General features: G+C 67.9%; 19 protein-coding genes. 11 read left to right on the top strand and 8 right to left on the bottom strand.

Translation table 11 applies throughout. The annotated features are described in order from the left end of the window. Positions 1 to 6: 6 nt before the first annotated feature. Together PV781_RS12945 and PV781_RS12940 are read left to right on the top strand one after the other, a co-directional pair. Entirely contained in the window at positions 7 to 1,029 is a 1,023-nt protein-coding gene (locus tag PV781_RS12945; RefSeq protein ID WP_274776039.1) for a Bug family tripartite tricarboxylate transporter substrate binding protein, read from the top strand. 89 nt (positions 1,030 to 1,118) lie between these two features. Beyond that, positions 1,119 to 2,813 (top strand): FAD-dependent oxidoreductase, encoded by a 1,695-nt coding sequence (locus PV781_RS12940; protein WP_425532395.1) that lies wholly within the window; start codon positions 1,119 to 1,121, stop codon positions 2,811 to 2,813. A 21-nt stretch (positions 2,814 to 2,834) separates the two neighbouring features. On the opposite strand, the gene PV781_RS12935 is transcribed toward PV781_RS12940, so the two are convergent. Further along, entirely contained in the window at positions 2,835 to 3,764 is a 930-nt protein-coding gene (locus tag PV781_RS12935) for a LysR family transcriptional regulator (protein ID WP_274776038.1), read from the bottom strand. 142 nt (positions 3,765 to 3,906) lie between these two features. Here PV781_RS12935 and PV781_RS12930 point away from each other — a divergent pair, with 142 nt between their 5' ends. The 7 genes from PV781_RS12930 (at position 3,907) to PV781_RS12900 (ending at position 9,709) form a co-directional block, all read left to right on the top strand. After that, on the top strand, positions 3,907 to 4,551 hold the full coding sequence (locus PV781_RS12930) for an isochorismatase family protein (RefSeq protein ID WP_274776037.1): 645 nt from the start codon (positions 3,907 to 3,909) through the stop codon (positions 4,549 to 4,551). Positions 4,552 to 4,634: 83 nt separating this feature from the next. After that, positions 4,635 to 5,621, top strand: coding sequence for an ABC transporter substrate-binding protein (locus PV781_RS12925; protein ID WP_274776036.1), 987 nt, complete (start codon positions 4,635 to 4,637; stop codon positions 5,619 to 5,621). Positions 5,622 to 5,623: 2 nt separating this feature from the next. Further along, positions 5,624 to 6,448 carry an ABC transporter permease gene (locus PV781_RS12920; protein ID WP_274776035.1) on the top strand — a complete coding sequence of 275 codons (825 nt, stop codon included), beginning with the start codon at positions 5,624 to 5,626 and terminating at the stop codon, positions 6,446 to 6,448. A 53-nt stretch (positions 6,449 to 6,501) separates the two neighbouring features. Further along, a complete protein-coding gene (locus PV781_RS12915; protein ID WP_274776034.1) occupies positions 6,502 to 7,332 on the top strand; it encodes an ABC transporter ATP-binding protein in 831 nt (276 codons plus the stop codon). Position 7,333: 1 nt separating this feature from the next. Next, the gene (locus PV781_RS12910) at positions 7,334 to 8,155 is read left to right on the top strand and encodes an ABC transporter permease (RefSeq protein ID WP_274776033.1); all 822 of its coding nucleotides are present in this window, start codon (positions 7,334 to 7,336) and stop codon (positions 8,153 to 8,155) included. 41 nt (positions 8,156 to 8,196) lie between these two features. Beyond that, the gene (locus PV781_RS12905) at positions 8,197 to 8,841 is read left to right on the top strand and encodes a polysaccharide deacetylase family protein (RefSeq protein ID WP_274776032.1); all 645 of its coding nucleotides are present in this window, start codon (positions 8,197 to 8,199) and stop codon (positions 8,839 to 8,841) included. A gap of 25 nt (positions 8,842 to 8,866) precedes the next feature. After that, complete coding sequence (locus PV781_RS12900; protein ID WP_274776031.1) at positions 8,867 to 9,709, top strand: fumarylacetoacetate hydrolase family protein; 843 nt, start codon at positions 8,867 to 8,869, stop codon at positions 9,707 to 9,709. Between the two features lie 46 nt (positions 9,710 to 9,755). On the opposite strand, the gene PV781_RS12895 is transcribed toward PV781_RS12900, so the two are convergent. From PV781_RS12895 to PV781_RS12885, 3 genes are all read right to left on the bottom strand, one after another. Beyond that, positions 9,756 to 11,189 carry an NAD-dependent succinate-semialdehyde dehydrogenase gene (locus PV781_RS12895; RefSeq protein ID WP_274776030.1) on the bottom strand — a complete coding sequence of 478 codons (1,434 nt, stop codon included), beginning with the start codon at positions 11,187 to 11,189 and terminating at the stop codon, positions 9,756 to 9,758. A 185-nt stretch (positions 11,190 to 11,374) separates the two neighbouring features. Then, complete coding sequence (mdoH, locus tag PV781_RS12890; RefSeq protein WP_274776029.1) at positions 11,375 to 13,555, bottom strand: glucans biosynthesis glucosyltransferase MdoH; 2,181 nt, start codon at positions 13,553 to 13,555, stop codon at positions 11,375 to 11,377. Beyond that, positions 13,531 to 15,066 (bottom strand): OpgD/OpgG family glucan biosynthesis protein, encoded by a 1,536-nt coding sequence (locus PV781_RS12885; protein WP_274776159.1) that lies wholly within the window; start codon positions 15,064 to 15,066, stop codon positions 13,531 to 13,533. Before PV781_RS12885 ends, mdoH begins: the two co-directional genes overlap by 25 nt. A gap of 203 nt (positions 15,067 to 15,269) precedes the next feature. On the opposite strand from PV781_RS12885, the gene PV781_RS12880 reads away from it, so the two are divergent. Continuing rightward, positions 15,270 to 16,862 carry a phospholipase D-like domain-containing protein gene (locus PV781_RS12880; RefSeq protein ID WP_274776028.1) on the top strand — a complete coding sequence of 531 codons (1,593 nt, stop codon included), beginning with the start codon at positions 15,270 to 15,272 and terminating at the stop codon, positions 16,860 to 16,862. Between the two features lie 27 nt (positions 16,863 to 16,889). On the opposite strand, the gene PV781_RS12875 is transcribed toward PV781_RS12880, so the two are convergent. The 3 genes from PV781_RS12875 to PV781_RS12865 all read right to left on the bottom strand — a co-directional run bounded on the left by PV781_RS12875 (position 16,890) and on the right by PV781_RS12865 (position 19,265). Beyond that, complete coding sequence (locus PV781_RS12875; RefSeq protein WP_425532398.1) at positions 16,890 to 17,810, bottom strand: putative bifunctional lysylphosphatidylglycerol flippase/synthetase; 921 nt, start codon at positions 17,808 to 17,810, stop codon at positions 16,890 to 16,892. A gap of 65 nt (positions 17,811 to 17,875) precedes the next feature. Then, positions 17,876 to 18,676: an endonuclease/exonuclease/phosphatase family protein gene (locus PV781_RS12870; RefSeq protein WP_274776026.1), complete on the bottom strand. Its 801-nt coding sequence runs from the start codon at positions 18,674 to 18,676 to the stop codon at positions 17,876 to 17,878. Between the two features lie 112 nt (positions 18,677 to 18,788). After that, positions 18,789 to 19,265, bottom strand: coding sequence for a hypothetical protein (locus PV781_RS12865; protein ID WP_274776025.1), 477 nt, complete (start codon positions 19,263 to 19,265; stop codon positions 18,789 to 18,791). A 521-nt stretch (positions 19,266 to 19,786) separates the two neighbouring features. On the opposite strand from PV781_RS12865, the gene PV781_RS12860 reads away from it, so the two are divergent. Further along, positions 19,787 to 20,083, top strand: coding sequence for a hypothetical protein (locus PV781_RS12860; RefSeq protein ID WP_274776024.1), 297 nt, complete (start codon positions 19,787 to 19,789; stop codon positions 20,081 to 20,083). An 8-nt stretch (positions 20,084 to 20,091) separates the two neighbouring features. On the opposite strand, the gene PV781_RS12855 is transcribed toward PV781_RS12860, so the two are convergent. Next, positions 20,092 to 20,475, bottom strand: a complete 384-nt coding sequence (locus PV781_RS12855) for a hypothetical protein (RefSeq protein WP_274776023.1) — start codon at positions 20,473 to 20,475, stop codon at positions 20,092 to 20,094. Positions 20,476 to 20,792 lie beyond the last annotated feature (317 nt).

Here is a 20,792-nt window from a genome sequence, read left to right as displayed (position 1 = left end):
CACGCCATGGACGAGACCCGATCCGCCCCCCGCGCCGGCCCGCGCCCCTTCGCCCGCCGCACCTTGCTCGGCGCCTGCGCGAGCCTTGCGGCCGCCCTCCTGTGCGCCGGTGCGCCTGCCGTCGCGCAGACCTATCCCACCCGTCCCGTCACCCTGGTGGTGCCCTACGCCCCCGGCGGCGCGAGCGATGCGCTCGGCCGGCTGGTGGCCAAATGGCTCCAGGACAAGCTCGGCCAACCCTTCGTGGTGGAAAACCGCCCCGGCGCCGGCTCGGCCGTGGGGGCCGATTTCGTGGCGCGCGCAACGCCCGACGGCTACACGCTGCTCCTGGCCACCAGCACCACGCTGGCCATCAATCCGGCGCTTTACAAGAAGCTGCCCTATGACCCCGTCACCTCCTTCACGCCCGTGGGCCTCGTCGCCAACGTGCCCTTCGTTCTGGTGGCCAATCCCGCCACTGGTGTGAAGACGCTGAAGGACCTTGTCGCCCTGGCGAAGGCCAAGCCCGGCACCCTCACCTATGGTTCCGCCGGAAACGGCTCGCCCCAGCACCTGTTCATGGAACTGCTGAAGACCAGCACCGGCATCGACGTGATCCATGTGCCCTACAAGGGCAGCGCGCCAGCCATGAACGATTTGGTGGGCGGGCAGATTTCCCTCATGGTCTCAGACCTTGCCCCAGCGCTCGGGCAGATCCAGGCGGGCAAGATCATCCCGCTGGGCGTAACCACGGCCCAGCGCCTCGCCGGCCTGCCGGACGTGCCGACCCTGGCCGAGGCGGGCATCGCCGGCTACGAGGCCACCGCCTGGCAAGGCATTGTCGGCCCGGCCGGGCTTGCGCCGGACATCGTCTCGGCGCTCAGCACGCAGTTGCGCGCCTTCGTGGCGGATCCGGCGACGGCGGAGGCCTTCGGGCGGATCGGCCTGCAGCCGGTCTCGGACAGCCCCTCGGATTTTGCCGCCTATATCCGCGCGGAGATCGGCAAATGGGGGCCCGTGGTGCGGGCGACCGGCGCCACCGCCGACTGAACCGCCCCTCTTCGCCTCCCGCCCCTTGATGCGGCCGCGCCCCGGCGCGGCCCGCCTTGCGCATGCCCAGCCCAACAGAGGCCTTGCTCATGACCGCGTCCATGACTGCCCCGCCGACCACTGCCCCGCCGACCGTTCCATCCCAGCCCCTCGCCACCTCCGTGCTTGTTGTCGGCGCAGGGCCAGTCGGCCTCACCCTCGCGCTCGACCTCGCCGCCCGGGGCATTGATGTGACGGTGGTGGAGGTCCGTGCCGCTGGCGAGCCGCCGAACGTCAAGTGCAACCACGTCTCGGCCCGCTCCATGGAAATCTTCCGCCGGCTGGGCGTCGCCAGCGCCTTGCGCCATGCCGGGCTGCCGGAAGACTATGCCAATGACGTGTCCTACCGCACCTCGACGGTGGGCGCTGAAATCACCCGCATCCCCATTCCCTGTCGGCGGGACCGCTACACCGCGAAGGACGGGCCGGACACCTGGTGGCCCACCCCCGAGCCGCCCCATCGCATCAACCAGATCTATCTGGAACCCATCCTGTTCGCCCATGCGGCGCGCCAGCCCAAGATCCGCATCCTCAACCGCACGCAGGTGGAGCGCTTCACGCAGGACGCGACCGGCGTCACCGCCACCGCCCGCGATCTTGAGACCGGCGCGCCCGTCGAGATCAAGGCCGCCTATCTGGTGGGTTGCGACGGCGGCAAGTCGGAGATCCGCCGCCAGATGGGCGCGCGGCTCGAAGGCGACGCGGTGGTTCAGCGCGTCCAATCCACCCTCATCCGTGCGCCCGACCTCATCGCGCACATGCAGTTGCCGCCCGCCTGGTCCATGTTCACGCTCAATCCCCGCCGCAGCGGCAACATCTATGCCATTGACGGGAAAGAGCTTTGGCTGGTGCACAATTATCTGCGCGACGAGGAGGCAGACTTCGAGGCCGTGGACCGGGACTGGGCCATCCGCACCATTCTCGGCGTCGGCCCGGATTTTTCCTATGACGTGGTGAGCCGGGAGGACTGGTTCGGCCGTCGCCTCGTGGCCAACCGCTTCCGGGATCGCCGCGTCTTCATCTGCGGCGATGCCGCCCATATCTGGGTGCCCTATGCGGGCTATGGCATGAATGCGGGCATCGCGGATGCCACCAACCTGTCCTGGCTGCTGGCGGCCCATCTCAACGGCTGGGGTGGCCCGGCCATCCTCGATGCCCACGAGGCCGAGCGCCAGCCCATCACCCAGCAGGTCTCCCACTTCGCCATGCGCCATGCCGAAGAGATGGCCAAGCGTCGCCGCGCGGTGCCGACGGACATCGAGAAGCCCGGCCCGGAGGGCGATGCCCTGCGCGCCGCCTTCGGGCAGGATGTGTATGATCTCAACGTGCAGCAATATTGCTGCGCCGGCCTGAACTTCGGCTATTTCTACGACCGCTCGCCGCTCATCGCCTATGATGGGGAGGCCCAGCCCGCTTATGGCATGGGCACGTTCGAGCCCTCCACCGTGCCCGGCTGCCGCGCGCCTCATTTCTGGCTGGCCGATGGCCGCTCGCTCTATGACGCGCTCGGTCCCGACTACACCTTGCTGCGCTTCGACCCGTCGCTCGACGTGAGCGGGCTCTTGAGCGTTGCGCAGGCGTGCGGCGTGCCCCTGGCGGTGCTGGATGTCGAACCGACGCCGGAGGCGGCCATCTATGACCGCAAGGCCGTTCTGGTGCGGCCCGACCAGCACGTGGCCTGGCGGGGCGATTGCCTTCCCGACCGGCCCGAAGACCTGATCGCCCGCATCAGCGGGGTCGCGTGATAGCGAAGGCGCCCTCGCTTCTCACGGCACCGGAGAGGCGGTGGCGACGCGACGGACGAAGTCGATGAAGGCGCGGGTGGGCGGGCGCACGATCTGGCGATGTGGGATCACCGCATAGATGTTCTTCGGCTTCATCTGCACCTGCGGCAGCACCGCAATCAGGCGGCCCGCCGCCAGGTCCTGCTGGGCATGGAAGGCATAGAAATTCGCGATCCCCGCCCCCGAAAGGCAGGCCAGCCGCAGGAGGTCGCCATTATCCGAGAGAAGGCGGCTTCGGGTGTGAACGGACCGCCACTCCTCGTCCGGCCCGTCCCGCAGCAGCCAGGTCTCGGCCAGGTCGGAGAAGCGGCTGGCGAGGCAATCATGGTGCGCGAGGTCTTCCGGCGTGCGCGGCAGGCCCGCCCGGGCCACATAGGCCGGCGCCGCGCACAGAATGCGGCCGCAGGGCGCCAGCAGCACATGGGCGAGCTTGGAGATGGGCTCTTCCTGGAGCGTGATGGCCACGTCGATGCGGTCGCGGATCAGGTCTGGCGTGGCGCTCGAAACCATCAGGTCCAGCGTGATGCCGGGATGCTCTGCGAGGAAGGCGTGCAAATTGGGCCCGAGCGAGGACGCGACGAAAGAGGGCGGTGCGGTCACCCGCAAGTGGCCGCTCAGTTCCCGCTCCGTGCTCATGACCGTGGCGGCGGCATCCACCTGGGCGAGGATGCCAACGCACTGGTCATAGAAGCGCTCGCCCGCATCGGTGACGGAGATGCGTCGCGTGCTGCGATGGACGAGCGCCACCTTCAGCGCATGTTCCAGCACCTGCACATGCTTGGTGACCGAGGAGGCGGCCAGGCGCAGTTGGCGTGCCGCCGAGGAGAAGCTCTGCGTTTCCACCACCGCCACGAAGCAACGCAAAGAGAGGATGCTCGCCTCGTTCAGCGGGCCGTCGGGCAAGGCGGCCATGTGCGCGTCCCGGTTGGTGGATTATCGATGGTTGGGAAATAATATCTTTTTTTAATTCCCGATAATCAAGAGCGGGGAATGGCCCCATGATCGGCGGCAATGATACGGGGACGTCAGATCCCCGGTGAGGGAAGGAGACGCCATGACGTCTGAACTCGCCGCCGTGCACGCGCGCGGCTTCGGCTCCCCCGTTGGCTTCGGCCAGGCCCCAGCCTTGCTGGTGGTGGATTTCACCTGCGCTTTCACAGACCCTGCCGCGCCCTTGGGCGCCGCCATGGAGCGGGAAATCGGCGAAGCCAACCGCCTCATCGCCGCCGCCCGCACACGCGGCGCGCCGGTCTTCTTCTCCACCATCTCCTACGATGATCCCGCCCGCGAGGCCGGCGTGTGGGCGAAGAAGATCCATGGGCTCCAGGCCCTCGTCACCGGCAGCCCCGGCGTGGCGCAGGACCCCCGCCTTCATGTGGCGGCCGGCGACCATGTGTTCGCCAAGCCCTTCGCCAGTTGCTTCTTTGCCACTGATCTGGCCGATCGCCTCAAGGCGCATCAGGTGGACACGCTGGTGATCGCCGGATGCACCACAAGCGGCTGCGTGCGCGCTTCCGCCGTGGATGCCTGCCAGCACGGGTTCCGCACCATCGTGGCCCGCGAAGCCACCGCCGACCGCCTCGCCGACGCTCATCTCCAAAGCCTCGCCGACATCGATTTGAAATACGGCGACGTGCTCGGCGTGGACGAGATCATCCGCCAGTTGAGCAGCAAAACGACCGACGAATGCGCCGCTTGACGGCACCACCGACAGCTTCAACGCGTTTGCGTCACGCAACCCGGTGCCGCCTGGCGCGGAACGTTTCTGGGAGGGAAAAGACAATGAACAATCAGATCGCCGCCCCCGCCTTCACCCGTCGCGGCGCCCTGGCGCTCGCCGCCGGCGCCGCGGCCTTCGCCATTGGCGGACGGCCCGTCCTTGCCGCCGAGACCGTGCGCATCGGCCTGCCCACCAAGACCTGGTGGCCCTCCATCGTCGCCGACGTGGCGGTGAAGCAGGGCCTGTTTACCCGCTACGGCCTCAACCCGGACCTCACCGTCTATCGCAGCGGCGGCGAAGGCTTCGAGGCGCTGGCGGCGGGATCGTCGGACCTCACCATCGGCCTGGTGGCACAAGTGGGCGCCGGCCGCCTGCGGGGGGTGGAGACACGCATCATCGCACTTGGTGCCGACACCAATACGGGCTGGCGCCTGCTGGTGCCCACCGCCTCCCCCATCAAGGACGTGGCCGGGATCGCGGGCAAGAAGGTGGGCATCACCACATCCGGCTCCCTCTCCGATTTCATGGCGCTGTGGATGCGCTCCGACCGCAAGATCGACTTCACCAGCGTGCCGCTGGGCGGGGGCGGCCTGGTGCCCAACCTCTTGTCGGGCAATGTGGACGCGGCCATTGTCTATTCGCCGCTGAGCTTCCAGTTGCTCCAGAACAACCAGGCCCGCTCGCTGCTGGACTTTGCCACCGCCATCCCCAAGCACCTGGCGGTGGGTTGGGCATCCACCGACGCCATCATCGCCAAGAAACCGCAGCTGCTCACCAATACGCTGAAGGCGCTTTATGGCGCCGTGGACTATATCCGCAAGAATCGCGACCAGGCGATCAAGATCATCGCCGAGACCAACAACGTTCCCGAGGCCGTGGCCAAGCAGGAATATGAGGAGACCTTCCTCGCCCTCTCCACCGACGGGCGCATGACACCCGACGACATCAAGGTGGCCATGGAGCTGGCCCGCATCGGCGGCTTCACCAATCTGGCCCCGGCGGACCAGATCGTCAGCACCGCCTTCACCCCCGTCACCCTCGGGTCGTGAGCGTGGCGGCCCCCACCGGCTCTTCCGCCCTGACCCGTCCGGCCGACGCCGCGCCGCCCCCGTCCACCCGGCGCTGGCGGAGGGGCGGGCGGCTCCTGCTCTGGGCTGGCACGCTGGCCGTCCTGTTCGCCTTATGGCAGGCCGTGCTCTCGCTGGGCCTCGTCCAGCCCATGCTGCTGCCCCCGGTGGGCGAGGTGCTGGCCACCGCCGGCACGCTCCTCGTCAGTCCTGCTTTCCTCGCCCAGGCGGGCGTGACGGTGGCGGAGGTGATGGTCGCCTTCCTCATCGCCGCCCCGCTCGGGGTGGTGCTGGGCATCGCCATCGGCGAAAGCGCCTATTGGAGCCGCGTGCTCCAGCCCATCATCTTTACGCTCTTCTCCATCCCGAAGACCATTTTTCTTCCCATGTTCATCCTGGCCTTCGGGATCAACTTCGGGCAGAAGGTGGGCTTCGGGGTTTTCTCCACCATCTTCATCGTTCTCATCTGTGCCTTCTCGGCTCTGGAATCGGTCAAGGCCGACCAGGTCCGCGTCGCCCGCGTCTATGGGGCAACACCGCTCCAGATCGCGCTGCGCGTCTACCTGCCGGCCATGGCGCCGGTGCTGCTGGAGGCGGTGCGGCTCGCCATGATCTTCAACCTCACCGGCATCCTTTTGGCCGAGATGTACGCCTCGCGCGCCGGGCTCGGGCAGTTGGTGGCCAATTGGGGCGAGAACTTCCAGCTGAAGGAATTGCTGGCCGCCATCCTCATCATTTCCGCCGCCGCCATCCTGTTCAACGAGACGGTCCGCTGGTTCGAAGCCCGCTGCGAGCATTGGAGAAGCTGATGTCCCTGATCGCGAACACGGCCTTCCCCAGACCCGCTCCCGGAGCCCCCGCCATGACCGACACAAGCGCTCGCATGGCCCCCGGCACGCCCGCAGACCAGGCGGCCAGCCGCGAGGCCGGCGCCATCCGCATCGAGGGTCTCAACCATACCTATGATGCCGGCGGACGGGTGACGCAGGCCCTTTCTGACATCGCCCTCGACGTGAAGCCCGGACGGTTCGTGGTGATCGTGGGGCCGAGCGGGTGCGGCAAGTCCTCCCTGCTCATGATGATGACGGGCCTGCTCGCGCCCACCTCCGGCACGATCTTGTGCGGGGGCGCGCCCATGCGCCAGCCGGACCCAGACCGGGTGGGCGTGGTGTTCCAGGAGGCGAGCCTCTATCCCTGGCTCACGGCGCTGGACAATGTGGAATTCCCGCTCTCGCTGCGCGGCATGCCCAAGGCCGAGCGGAAGGCCCGCGCCCGCGAGAAACTGGCCCTGGTGGGCCTGAAGGGCTTCGAGGACCGCTATCCCCACGAACTGTCCGGCGGCATGAAGCAGCGCGTGTCCATCGCCCGCGGGCTGGTGCAGAACCCGCCCATCCTGATGCTGGACGAGCCCTTCGCGGCACTGGACGAACAGACCCGCATCGCCATGGGCGACGAATTGCTCCGCATCTGGGAAGAGACGGGCAAGACGGTGGTGTTCGTCACCCACTCCCTCACCGAGGCGGCCTATCTGGCCGACGAGATCATTGTCATGTCCGCCCGCCCGGGCCGCATCGTCGACCGGGTGGAGGTGGACCTGCCCCGCCCGCGCACCTATGCCATGATGGCCACCGAGCGGTTCGCGCAGTTGCGCGAGCGCATCTGGAGCCAGATCAAGACCCAGGCGGGGGGCTGACATGGCCCTCGCCGAAGCCCGCGCCGAAGGGCGCCCCGTGGCCGCCCGCACGCCCGGCCTCTCCCCCGACACCACCCGCAGGCTCATCTGGCTGGCCTTGCTGGTGCTGTGGGAGGGCCTGCCGCGCCTGGGGCTGGTGCCTTCCCTCTTCCTGCCGCCGCTCACCCAGACGCTGGCGGCGCTCGTCAGCGGTGCGCCCGATTACCTCAAGCACCTCGCTTTTTCTCTGCAGGCCATGGGCATTTCCATGGTGCTCGCCTGCGGCGGTGGCATTGGCCTTGGACTTCTCGCCGGCTCCGTGCCGGGGATTCGGAAGGCGGCGCAGCCGCTCGCCTCGGGGCTCTATGCGGTGCCGCTCGTCATCCTCTATCCGCTCTTCACCGCCTGGTTCGGCATCGGCCCGCAGGCTAAGATCGCCTTCGCCAGCCTTTATGGCGTGCTGCCCTGCCTGCTCGGCACTATGGCCGGCGTGCAGACCATAGACCGGCACTATCTGGTAGTGGCGCGCAGCCTGAAGGCCAGCCGCCTGCAGACGATCACACGGGTGCTCCTGCCAGCCGCCATTCCCACCGTGCTGTCGTCCTTCCGCGTCGGCGGGGCGCTGGTGATCGTCGGCATCGTGGTGGCGGAGATGCTCACCTCGTCGGAAGGCATCGGCTATCTCATCACGCGCTACCGCACCATGCTGGACAGCCCGCGCGTGTTCGCCGCCATCCTGGTGGTGGTGGCCCTGGTCTTCGCCTTCGACCAGTTGGTGCGCCTGCTGGAGCGCCGCACCCGCCACTGGCGTCTCGCCACCCATTCTGGCGAAGGCGCCGGCTGATTGCCGCGCCTCGCCCTGACGTTCCCTCTCCGGAGCCCGTGATGACCCGCATCACCTTGTCCTTCGACAATGGTCCCGACCCCGATGTCACCCCGCAGGTGCTCGACACGCTGCGCCGACACGATCTGAAGACCACCTTCTTCGTGGTCGGCGACAAGCTGCGCGACCGCCGCGCCCTCAGCGAACGGGCCCACGCGGAAGGCCATTGGATCGGCAATCACACCTACAACCACCTGGTGCCGCTCGGCCTCAGCCCCGAGCAGGGCATGTCGGCGGGCGAGATCGCCCGCACGGAGGCGGCCATCGGCGACCTCGCCCATCCCCGCCGCTTCTTCCGGCCCTTCGGCGGTGGCGGGCTCCTGGACCAGCGCTTGCTGAACCGCGAGGCCCTCGCCCACCTGGAAGCCCATCGCTACACGCTGGTGCTGTGGAATGTGATCCCCGAGGACTGGGCCTACCCGGCCGGCTGGGTGGAGCGGGCGCTGGACCTGTGCTTCGCGCAGGACCATGCCCTCGTGGTGCTGCATGACCTGCCCACCGGCGCCATGGTCCATCTCGACCGCTTCATCGCCAGCGCCAAGGCGGCCGGCGCCATCTTCCAGCAGGATTTCCCGGCCGATTGCGTGCCCATCGAACAGGGCCGCCACATCCACGATGTGGAGCCCTATCTCACCGAAGCCGCGTGACCGTCCCACCTGAAAGAGACTTCTCATGAAACTCGTCCGCTACGGCGCCCCCGGCGCCGAGAAGCCCGGCCTCATGGCCGCCGATGGCACGCTCCGCGACCTCTCCGGCGTGGTGCCCGACATCAATGCCGCCCTGATCGCAAAGGGCCTTGCGCCGCTGGCCGGCCTCGATGCCGCCAGCTTGCCCAAGGTAGAGGGCACCCCGCGCCTCGGCGTGCCATGGACCGGCATTTCCAAGTTCGTGTGCATCGGCCTCAATTATTCCGACCATGCCGCCGAGTCGGGCCTCGCCGCCCCCAGCGAGCCCATCATCTTTCTGAAGGCCAACAATGCCATTTCCGGGCCGGACGATCCGATCCTGAAGCCGCGCCACTCCACCAAGCTCGATTGGGAAGTGGAACTGGGCGTCGTGATCGGCACCCGCGCCGCCTATGTGGAGGAGGCCGACGCCCTCGATTACGTGGCGGGCTATTGCGTGGTCAATGACGTTTCCGAACGGGCCTTCCAGATGCAGTCCTCGCAATGGGACAAGGGCAAGGGCTGCGACACGTTCGGCCCCATCGGCCCCTGGCTCGTGACCAAGGACGAAGTGCCGGACCCGCAGGCCCTGGACATGTGGCTGGACGTGAACGGCCGGCGCATGCAGGCGGGCAGCACCGCCACCATGATCTTCGATGTGAAGACCCTGGTTTCCTATTGCAGCCGCTACATGACCCTGGAGCCGGGCGACATCATCGCCACCGGAACGCCTCCGGGTGTCGGCATGGGCATCAAGCCCAATCCGGTCTTCCTCAATCCGGGTGACGTAGTGGAGCTGGGCATTGCCGGACTCGGCCGCCAGCGCCAGAAAGTGGTGACGTCGCTTTGAAAGGAGGGGCCGAGCGAACACCGCCCGGCCCCTTTTGCCTCAACCCTCAAAGGCCCGCCTGGGACACGAACTTGGGGTTCAGATAGGCCTCGATGGCCTCGGAGCCGCCTTCCGAGCCGAAGCCGGAATCCTTCACGCCGCCGAAGGGTACTTCCGGCAAGGCGAGGCCCAGGTGGTTGATGGTCATCATGCCCGCTTCCACCGAATTGGCGATGGCGTTGGCGGTCTTGGCCGAGCGGGTATAGGCGTAGGAGGCAAGGCCATAGGGCAGCCGGTTCGCCTCTTCCACCGCCTCGTCGAAGTCGGCGAAGGGGAAGATCATGGCGAGCGGGCCGAAGGGCTCCTCGTTCATCATCCGCATCTCGCGGTTGACGCCGGTGACAACGGTCGGCTCGAAGAAATAGCCCTTGTTGCCGATGCGGTTGCCGCCGGTGGCGATCTCCGCCCCCTTCTGGGTGGCGTCCGCCAGCAGCGCCTCAAGGGCCGGCACGCGGCGGGGATTGGCGAGCGGGCCCATCTGGGTGCCGGCCTCCAGGCCATTGCCCACCTTCAGCGACTTGGCATAGGCGACGAAGCGCTCCACGAACTGGTCGTAGGCCTTCTCCTGCACCATGAAGCGGGTGGGCGAGACGCACACCTGGCCGGCATTGCGGAACTTGGCCGCCGCGATCTGCTTGGCCGCCGCCTCGATGTCCGCATCCTCGAACACGATGACGGGGGAATGGCCGCCCAGCTCCATGGTGACCCGCTTCATGTGCAGGCCGGCCAGCGCCGCCAGTTGCTTGCCCACGGGGGTGGAGCCGGTGAAGGTCACCTTCCGGATGACCGGATGGGGGATCAGATATTCGCTGATCTCGGCCGGCACGCCATAAACGAGGTTGACGACCCCTGCCGGCACGCCCGCATCCACGAAGGCGCGGATCAGCTCGGCCGGGGAGGCCGGGGTTTCTTCCGGTGCTTTCACGATGATGGAGCAGCCCGCCGCCAGCGCGGCCGAGACCTTGCGCACCACCTGGTTGATGGGGAAGTTCCAGGGCGTGAAGGCGGCCACGGGGCCGACCGGCTCCTTGATGACCAGCTGGTAGATGCCCGGCGCGCGGGCGGGCACCACGCGGCCATAGGCGCGGCGGGCCTCCTCGGCGAACCAGTCGATGATGTCGGCGGCAGCCAGCGTTTCCACCTTGGCCTCGCCCAGCGGCTTGCCCTGCTCCTGCGTCATCAGGGGCATGATGTCGGTCACCCGCTCGCGCAGGAGATCGGCGGCCTTGCGCATGACCTTGGCGCGATCATAGGCGGAGACCTTCGACCACTGCCGGAAGCCCTTTTCCGCTGCTGCGAGCGCCGCGTCGAGATCCCCGCGCGAGGCGTGGGCGACCGTGCCGATCACCTCTTCGGTGGCCGGATTGAGCACCTCGATGGTGCGGCCGCCCTCGGCCGCGCGCCACTGGCCGTCAATGTGGAGCAGAACGTCGCGATACATGGAAGCCTCTGAGCTTATGGGATGGCGTCGGCCGCAGGAGGGCCGTCCGATGAATCGGCGGGCAACCTAGCACGGCCCGCGCCGAATTCGAGGTTCCCCTGACGCAAGGCAGGTCCGCCCCCTCATGCACGGCCGAGGGCACCGGAACAGAGCGGGAGCGACCGGCTGTCGGCCGAGAAAGCGCCTCAGCCGTTCGCCGGAACGGTCCCATCGGTCCTCTCCGGCAAAGCCAGGAGCCCCGCCAGGGCCACGTCATCTCCCAGCGCCGCCACCTTCTCGCGCGGGGTCAGGCGAGACAGGGCCTCGGCGCGGCTCGACGCATCCTCCACCTTGGCGCGGGCCATGAGCCGCTCGGCGCGCACGTCGCCCGGCTGCCGTCGTCCCCCCTCCGGCAGGCTGGCGCGGTGGAAGGCAAGCAGCGTGGGATCTGCGGCGAGGCGGGCCACGGCGTCCTGTGGGGCCGGCCGCACGCGGGCGCGCAAGTCCATGGCCCGGCGCAGCACCTCAGGGGGATCGCGATCCTCCGGAATGCCCAGCCAGACCGGTCGGCCACGGCCGCGCCCGGTCAGCACCGCCAGCGGCACCGCCAGCAGCAGGCCCAGGATGACAGGGGACATCCAGGCGAGCAGCGGCCAGGAAATGGCGGCGGTGCCAGCCGTGAAGAGGAGGCCGAGCAGCGTCTGCGGCAAAAATTGCCAGAACGCCGCCCGCCACCCGATGGAGCCGTCGTCCCGCTGCTGCGGCTGCCAGCCCCCATCGCGACCGGACAGGATGCTCAGCACATGCAGCGACTGGGAGACCATGATGACCGGCGCGCACAGGGCCGAGAGCACGCATTCCCACATGAGGTTCAGGAAGGCCCATGCCGCCCCGCCAAAGCCCCGCCGCGCCTCCCCGTCGAACAGCATCGCCCCATAGGCGAACAGCTTGGGAACCAGCAGCACCGCCATGGTGCCGCCGAACACCCAAGCGGCGCGGATGGGGTCCTGCGCCGGCCAGGTGGGGAATAGCGCGAAGCCGGAGGGGAAATAATTGGGCGGCACGAAGCGGGCTTGGAGGGCTGTCAGCAGCCCCGCCACCAGGAGCAACAGCCAGAGCGGCGCGGTCACGTAGGAGCCGATGCCGGTCAAGAGATGGATGCGGCTCGGCCCGCGCAGGCCACGCGCGGGCAGGATGGCCAGATGCTGGAGATTGCCCTGGCACCAGCGCCGGTCGCGCGTGGTGAGGTCCGACAAGGAGGGCGGCCCTTCCTCGTAACTGCCGGTGAGCTGGGTCAGCATGCGCACGCCCCAGCCCGCCCGCAGGAGGAAAGCGGCCTCGATGAAGTCATGGCTCAGCACATGGCCGCCAAAGGGCTTGCGGCCCTTCAGATGGGGCAGGCCCGCGCTCTCGGCGAAGGCCCGGGTGCGGATGACCGCATTGTGGCCCCAGTAATTGGAATGGGGACCGTGCCACCAGGCGAGCCCGCGCGCGATGAGCGGTCCATAGAGCCGCCCGGCAAATTGCTGGAGCCGCGCCAGCGGCGTGCGCCCGCCCACGATCACCGGCAAGGTCTGAACCAGCCCAAGCCCAGGATCGGCCTCCAAGGCGGCCGTGGCGCGCACCACGCAATCGCCGGACATGACGCTGTCCGCGTCCAGCACCAGCATGGCCTCGTAGGCGGCGCCGAAGCGCGTCACCCATTCGGCGATGTTGCCGGCCTTGCGGTCCACATTCTCGGCCCGACGCCGGTAATAGAGCCGAAGAGCAGGCATGCGGGCACGCAAGGCCAGATACTCGGCTTCCTCCGCCACCCACACGTCGGCATTGGTGGTATCGCTCAAGACGAAGACGTCGAAGAGATCGCCGCGTCCCGTTTCCAGGAGCGACTGGCCGGTGGCCTCCAGCCCCGCAAACACCCGCGCCGGTTCCTCATTATAGACCGGCAGCAGGATGGCCGTGCGCAGCGAAAGGTTTGGCAGCGGGCCGTCGGGACGCACCCCCAGGGGAAAGCGGGGCGCAATGAGGCCGCCCAGCACCGTCATGAAAGACAGGCCGATCCAGGCAAAAAGCACCACGAAGAGGACCAGGACCAGCATTTCCAGCCCCGTGAGCCCGCCCACGTCGAGCACCCGGTACATCTCATAGGCCGCAAACGCGGTGAGCAGGATGGCGCCGCCGAACACGAAGAGCCGCCGACCAAGGAGGCGCAGCGCCTCGTCCCGGCCCGTCCGCATGGGTTCGCCGCGCCGGTGCAAGGGCTGCGTTGGCATGGCCAGGGGTGCTTCCGGCGGCAAGGCCGGGGCGGGACGGGAGGGCGCCTCCAGGGGCTCGGCGGGGCGCTCGCGGCGCAGGGGCTCGGCTAGGCTGTCCATCGATAGAGCCATGTCTCGCTGATGGGCGTGCCGCCGGCAAAAAGGCCAGCCCGCAATTCGGACAGTTCCGCCCCCTTGGGATCGAACAGGAAGGACAGGCGGGCCCCCGAAATGTCCGGATTGGGCTGGAGGACCACGTTGGCGATGCTGCCGGTGCCCGCCGAAACCCGCGCCTCCACGTCCTCCAGCTTCACGTCCCGCAGGGGGCCGTCCACCACATCCAGCACCATGAGCCGGCGTCCCGCATCGCCGCCCACCCGCATGTCGGAGAAGCGGGCAAGGCTCGCCGGGGTGGGCATGTCCCAGGTCCAGTGGAGGCGATAGGTGTAATTGTATTCGCCGCCCTTGCGCAGCGGGTCCTTTGGACGCCAGAAGGCGACGATGTTGTCGTGGATCTCCTGGTCGGTGGGGATCTCCACCAATTGCACCACGCCTTCGCCCCAGTCGCCGATGGGCTCCACCCACAGGCTGGGACGGCGCTCATAGCGCGCTTCCAGGTCCTGATAGTCGAAGAAGGAGCGCTGGCGCTGCATCAGGCCGAAGCCGCGCACATTGGTGCCGCCAAATTCACTGATCTGGAGTCGCGACGGGTTGGCCAGCGGGCGCCAGAGATATTCGCCGCGCCCGTCGATGATGCCGAGCCCCTGGGCGTCGCGCACCGCGGGCCGGAAGTCGTCAAAGCCGCTGCGGTCGCCGGGATCGAACAGGAACATGGACGTCTGCGGCCCCAGGCCGGATTCGGCGATGTCCTCGCGGGGATAGAGCGCCATCTCCACCGTCATCACGGTGGTCTCTCCGGGCCGCAAGGTGAAGCGCAAAGCAGCTGCGGCGCTCGGACTGTCCAGCAAGCCGTGCATCACCACCGAGGGCACACCCGGCCGGGGCGTCTCGATCCAGAAAGCCTTGAAGATGGGAAATTCCTCGCCCGAGGGATGCGCCGTGCGCACCGCGAGCCCGCGCGCCGAGGAGCCATAGACCTGCCCCTTGCCCACCGCCCGGAAATAGCTGGCGCCCTGGAAGACGGCGATCTCGTCGAACACGTCCGGCCGGTTCAGGGGCCCGTGAATACGGAAGCCGGAAAACCCGAGATCCGCATTGGCCTGCCCCGCACTGGCCTGCGGGGGCTTCACGCCATGCTCGAAGCGAAAGAAAGCCGGATCGTAGCGCAGCCGGGTGGCCTTGCCGTCCGCCACCAGATGGATGTCGACCCGGTCGCGGAAGAGAAAGCCGCGATGCAGGAGCTGCATCTCGAACGGCAGCCCCTCGCCCCGCCAGATGGCGCGCTCGGTATTGAAACGGATGTTGCGGTAATCGTCATAACTGAGCTTGTCGAGCTCGCCGGGCAGGGCCTTGTCGCCCGCTTTGTAGGGAGCTGACGCGAGGTTGCGGGCGAGCGTGCGCACCGTGCCGGCATCGAACCGTGTGTTCTCGTCGGCGGGGGCGGCCGCAGCGGCTCCCACGCCCGCCACGACATCCAGGGCCGGAAGGAGCAGGCCCCCCAGCATCAGGCTTCTACGATCGATCACGTCCCATCTCCGCCTTGCCGGTCCCCGGCGGATGGGACCGGCATTCCGGGAGAAAGGCTGAAGGCCCGGTTTAAGTTCCCCGCCTTCGCGCCCGGGCGTCACCTCGGGCGACGCGGGGCGACGGCAAAGCCCCACGCAGGAACGAACGCGGCCGGCCCGGCATTGAAGGCAGGACATCCAATGGATTGGAGCAAATGTCCGTGGCTGCGTCGCCCTCCCTGCCCCTGTGGAACTCCCCGATCGCCCTGAAGCGCGAGCGCAATGCCGCGCCCGCGCTGCAGCCGGATGCGACGGTCACGCAGCGCCAGACCAATGCAGAACGGGAATGGCAAACCGATCTGGATTCCCACTTGAACGCGGATCTGGCCCCCAGCCGGTTGTTTCGCGAGGGGCGCAATTGCTCGCGCATCACCCAGGCGCGGCGGGCGCGGGTGCTGGTGGATGGGCATGCCTACTTCTCGGCCCTGCGCACCGCCATCCTGAAGGCGCGCCATTCCATCCTGGTGGTGGGATGGGATTTCGACGGACGCATTCGGCTTTGCCCCGACGATCCCGCCTGTGATGAAACCCTGGGCGAATTGCTCCGCCGGCAGGTGGAGCGCCATCCCGACCTGCATGTGCGCGTGTTGGTGTGGAGTTCGGCGGTCGTCCATGGACCGAGCGCGCCCGTGGGGCTGCTGATCGGCGATGCCTGGCAGGATCATCCCCGCATCAGCGTCCGGCTGGACCCGACCCACCCTGCCTATGCGGCCCATCACCAGAAGATCGTCTGCCTGGACGGGGCGTTGGCTTTTACCGGCGGCATGGACCTGACGGTGGATCGCTGGGATACGTCCCGGCATCACCCTGTGGATCCCCATCGGTGCCTGCCAGACGGCACCCCCTATGGTCCCGTCCATGATGTCATGCTGATGCTGGACGGCCCGGCGGCCTCCGCCATCTGTGCCCTCGCCAATGAACGCTGGACCGGCTGCACGGGCGAGGAGGTTTCCATCCCCTGCCGCGCGGGAGATCCCACCTTGTGGCCGCAGGACGCCGAACCCGGCTTTGAGAACACCCGCCTGGCGCTCGCCCGCTCTCTGCCGGCCTGGAAGAACCGGCCCCGCATCGCCGAAGCGCCGCTTCTGCTTGCTGACGTGCTGAAGGCCGCCCGGAGGTCGCTCTATATCGAGGCTCAATATCTGACCGCCCATCATGTGAGCGAGATCCTGGAACAGCGGCTTGGGGAAGCCGACGGGCCCGAAATCGTCGCGGTGGTCAGCGACACCACCCATTCCTGGTTCGAGCGCGCCATCATGGGGGCCAACCGCAACCGCCTGCTGCGGCGCCTGGCGCGGGCGGATCGCCATGGCCGCCTGCGTGTGTTCAACCCGGTTGTGGAAGGGCCGGAAGGCCCCTGCCCGATCCTGGTCCATGCCAAGGTGATGGTGGCCGATGACACCTATCTCTGGGTGGGGTCCTCCAACCTCAACAATCGCTCCGTCGGGCTCGACAGCGAGTTCGACGTGACCCTGGAAGCGGACAGCGCGGCGCAACGCGACTGCGTCGCGGCCATCCGGAACAGCCTGCTGGGCGAGCATCTGGGCGCCGCGCCCGAGCGCGTTGCCGCCCATCTTGAGGCGAGCGGTTCGCTTGTGGCCACGGTCGATGCGCTCAATGGGGGTCCCCGCCGACTGCGGCCGTTCAGAGCCCCCTACCGCGACGGACCGACCGACCCCATTCCAGGGACCCCGATTCTCGATCCGGTGGAGCCCTTCTCCTTGTCCCGGCTGTGGCAAAAGCTCTGGCGGTGATCCGCCTTAATCCGAAGGGCTGTGGCCTCAGGCGATCTTGCCTCGCCTGGCCGCCAGTTCCGTGATCGCCAGCAGCACGAGCCCCAGGGCCAGCGGCACCAGGAAATAGACGAAGCGATAGACGAGGAGCGGGCCGATCAGGTCCTCTCCGGGCAGAACGTGCTGCACCACCGTCTCCACCACGCCCAGCCCGCCCGGCACATGGGTGATGAGGGTCGCCGTATTGGCAGCCACATAGGCGGAGGCAACGGCGGGATAGGACACCTCCGCCACATGGGCGAGCACCTGGTGCAGGCACGCCGCGACCAGGGCGAAGTTCAGCGTACCCACCCCGATCTGCGCCAAAGCGATACCCGCCGTGGGGCGCCGAAGACGCCAGAAGGTGCGGCGGGCATGGCGCTCCGGCAGCATGGCCCAGGCGAGATAGGCGAGCGGAAGTGCCACCGCAATGCCTCCCACCACTCGGATGCTCGCTTGCGGCAAGCGCAGCAGGCTCTCCGCTGTTCCCGGGTCCACCATCAGAGCGATGCCCGCGAGCATGCACAGCCCGAGGCCGACCGTGACCCCGCAGAACAGCACCAGTTGCGCCACATCGCCCGCGCTCAGGCCCCAGCGGGAATAGAAGCGATAGCGGATGGCCCCCGAGCTCAAGCCCGCAAAGCCGATGGAATGGCCGAGCGACAGGCTGGCGAAAGAGGCAAGCGCCGCCTGTCGGTAGGGCAGCGGGCGCTCAATCCAGCGCAAGGCGAGATAGTCGAAGAAGGTCAGGCAGACATAGCTGGCGGCCGCAAAGCCTGCCGCCGTGGCAAGCCGCAGGCCGGTGACCGCCGAGACGGCCGCGACGATCTCTTCCAGGCTGTAGCGGCTCAGGGCATGCCAGAGCAGACCGACACCCAGCAGCGCCGCCGCCGCAAAGAAGCCCACCTGGAACGCACGGCTCGCCAGCATGGCGCGCACACGCGCGAGCAGTCCAACGGCGCCGCGCCCGGCGCGCGCCTGAGGATGGGCACTGGTCATAAGGTGATCTCGCTGACAGGACGGGGACCGACGGGAGGATTGAGATCGCGGGCGCGGGGCAAAGAGGCATGGGCGGGAAGGGCAAGGTCCGCCAGGAGCGGGAGATGGTCTGAGGCGATGCGGGCCTCCCTCCCGCTCAGGACCTCGGAGCCCTCCACGTCCAGGGCGCCACGCACGAACACGTGGTCGATGCGCAGGAGCGGCCACCGACTGGGAAAAGTGGCGGCGGGGGGACGCCCATCGCACAATTGCGCATCGCGCAGATGCGTCGCGAGCAGGCGATAGGCGGCGGAGGCGGGGCGGGCATTGAAGTCCCCCAGCAGCACCGCCGGCCCCTGGCACGCGGGATGCCCCAGCCAATCCGGCCCCAGGAGGGCGCGGGCCTGCTCGAGACGCTCCCGGGGCAGAAGCCCGAAATGGGCATTGAGCACCTGCACCGGCTGGCCGGCGACCTCCACTTCCACCCACAGCGCGCCGCGCGGCTCCACCCACCGGCGGTTGACCGGACCAGGCAGCGCGCCGGCCTTGATCAGCCGCATGGGATGGAGGGAGAGGATGGCGTCCCCATAGAGCTCCTCCAGCACGGTGATGGCGGGATGGAAGTGGTGGTTCATGCGCAGTTCGGCGGCAATGGCCAGCGCCTGGTCCACGCTGCCGCTGCGCAGCCGGTTCACGTCCAGTTCCTGGAGCGCCACCACGTCGGGCTTGGCCCGCGCGATCAGCCGCGCAATGCGCCCCGGCGCGTATCGACCATCCAGGCCAAGGCACCGGCGCACATTGTAGGTAAGGACCCGCAAGCGGGGCCGTTCATCGGTCGCGCATCGTGCGGGCGCGGGCGAGGCAAGGCGCGTCATGCCACGTCAACGCCGGCGCTGCGGGGAAGATCCAAGGCAAAGCTCCCCGCGCCGGTCAGGCCAGTTCCAGAACCCGCAGGAGGCGCTGGAGACTCATGGCGGCCGCAGCCACATCATCGGGGTCGCCGGTCCGGGCCGCATGCACCAGATCGTCCGCGCACCCTTGCAGGGCTGCCGAATGGGAGAAGGTGAAGTGGCGCCCCGAGACCAGGTCGCCCGCATGGCGCAGAGTGCGGATCTCCAGATTGTCGGCGGACGCGATGCGGATGCGCACGGGAAGCGGTGCATCCCAATGCGCTTCCGGCGCATCGTCCCCAGCGATCACGTCTGTTCCCCCGCGCGGCGCGAGGGGGCTGTCGTGCACCTCGGCCGGACGATCGCCGCCCACAGATCCGGTGGTTCCGCCCCCTTGGTTGTGGACGGCATGATCGAACGGGCCTTTCAGCGCGGCATGCTGGAACATCGGCGGTGCGCGGCGGTCGGCGCGATTCTGACGGGCATCGTCAGGATAGGCGGTTGTTCTCTCGTCCATTTCTTCTTCTCCTGCCGCAGCGGGTCATGTTCTGAGACAACGCCCGGCCCGCCAACTTGTTCGCCGCCTTTCGGTCGCACCCCCATGACCGTGGGCGGAGCAGCAGAGCCCAAGATAAGAAATGACGAAGACACTTACTTTAAAGTTCAAACTCACGCTTAAAGAAAAAATATTCTCATTTCTGCAGAAAATTAAAAGTAATATTATTTACAAATAAAATTATAATTCGGAACAATATTTTCAGCTTATCGTGGACCAACAGGGACCATGTGGGCCTCCTCGCGACGAGCTCGCCACCTCTGACGCGTTGAAAACCGCCCGGCGCCTCCGAACTCCCGCATAGCGGTCAGGCATGCGCGAAAGCCGGTCCGGCCACTGGAGGATCAACAAAGATGTCCATCTCAAGTAACCGATATGGTTCCCAGAATATTCGCCGACAGCCCCAATATCTGGAACCTCACAGCATCGTTTCCGTTTGGGTTGTGTGATGCCATGGACGATGAACGAGAACGGAGAGCCCTATGAATACAGCCAACCTGCAGCTCGAGGGCCTACTCCTGGCGGTGTCCCGCCTTCTGGAGACCGCCCGACGGAAGGGATTGCTCACCCAACAGGAGATAGAGGCAGCGCTGAAGGAGGCCGACCTGGCCGCGCGGCAGGAGACTCAAGCCCGCAACCTCTCACGCGCCCAGGCCGAAGGCGTGCGCTTTCCCATCCGCTTTCTGCTGGCTGCCACCAATCTTTCGGCGGGCAACTCACCCACTTTTGGTGACACGGCCGCGCTGGTGGGAGAGGAGAAGGATGCCGCGCGGCGCTGAGGCCCGGCTTAACTGGCCAGGGTGGCCACCACCACGCCGAGCACCAGGATGCCGGCGGCAATGAAGGCCCAGGTGCGCCAGCTTGGCGGCGCCGTGGCATGGGCGCGGTTGTCCTCCTCGCTCGCCGGCGCATAGAGCGCGCCGATCGCGGTGTCTCCATCGGCGATGCGGTCACCAGCCTCCGGCGGCCCGCCCGCGCGGGGCGGGTTCCCGGCCGCCTCATCATCAGTGCCCAGGGGGGCAGCGGCGGGGTCGGAATAGCCGATCTTGTCCCGGGTCTTGCCACTGTCGACCGCCTGGCGCACCCGCGCCGAGGCATTGGATGACGGACCGGTTTCCGGGGACGTGTCTGCCATCGGGGTGCTGTTACGGGTGGTGCGGGTCTCTGTCATCGGGCCATCCTTCTGTGGGTGCCCCCGCATTGGGTCTGGAGCAGGAAGTGCCGTGTGCGGCCCTGCGTTCCCGCGCAGTCCGGAACAGGCACGCGGCAGGCGCGTTTCCCTGCCACGGGGGAGGATCAGCCAGCCCGGCGTTCCGCAGGCGCGCATCGCTCCATCCCGATGGATGACCTTGTCCGATGCCCTTGCAGCCTTCCCCTTCCTCCACCCGTCCCGCGAGCGTTCGCCTCCCGCCATCCCCCGCGCAGGCCGCTCCAAAGATGCAGGCGAGCGCGGGCACCTCGTCGGTGGCGAAGCCGGAAGCCGCCCAA

The organism is Aquabacter sediminis (assembly GCF_028863665.1).
Lineage (GTDB): Bacteria > Pseudomonadota > Alphaproteobacteria > Rhizobiales > Xanthobacteraceae > L1I39.
This window is presented reverse-complemented; position numbering and strand designations above follow the sequence as displayed.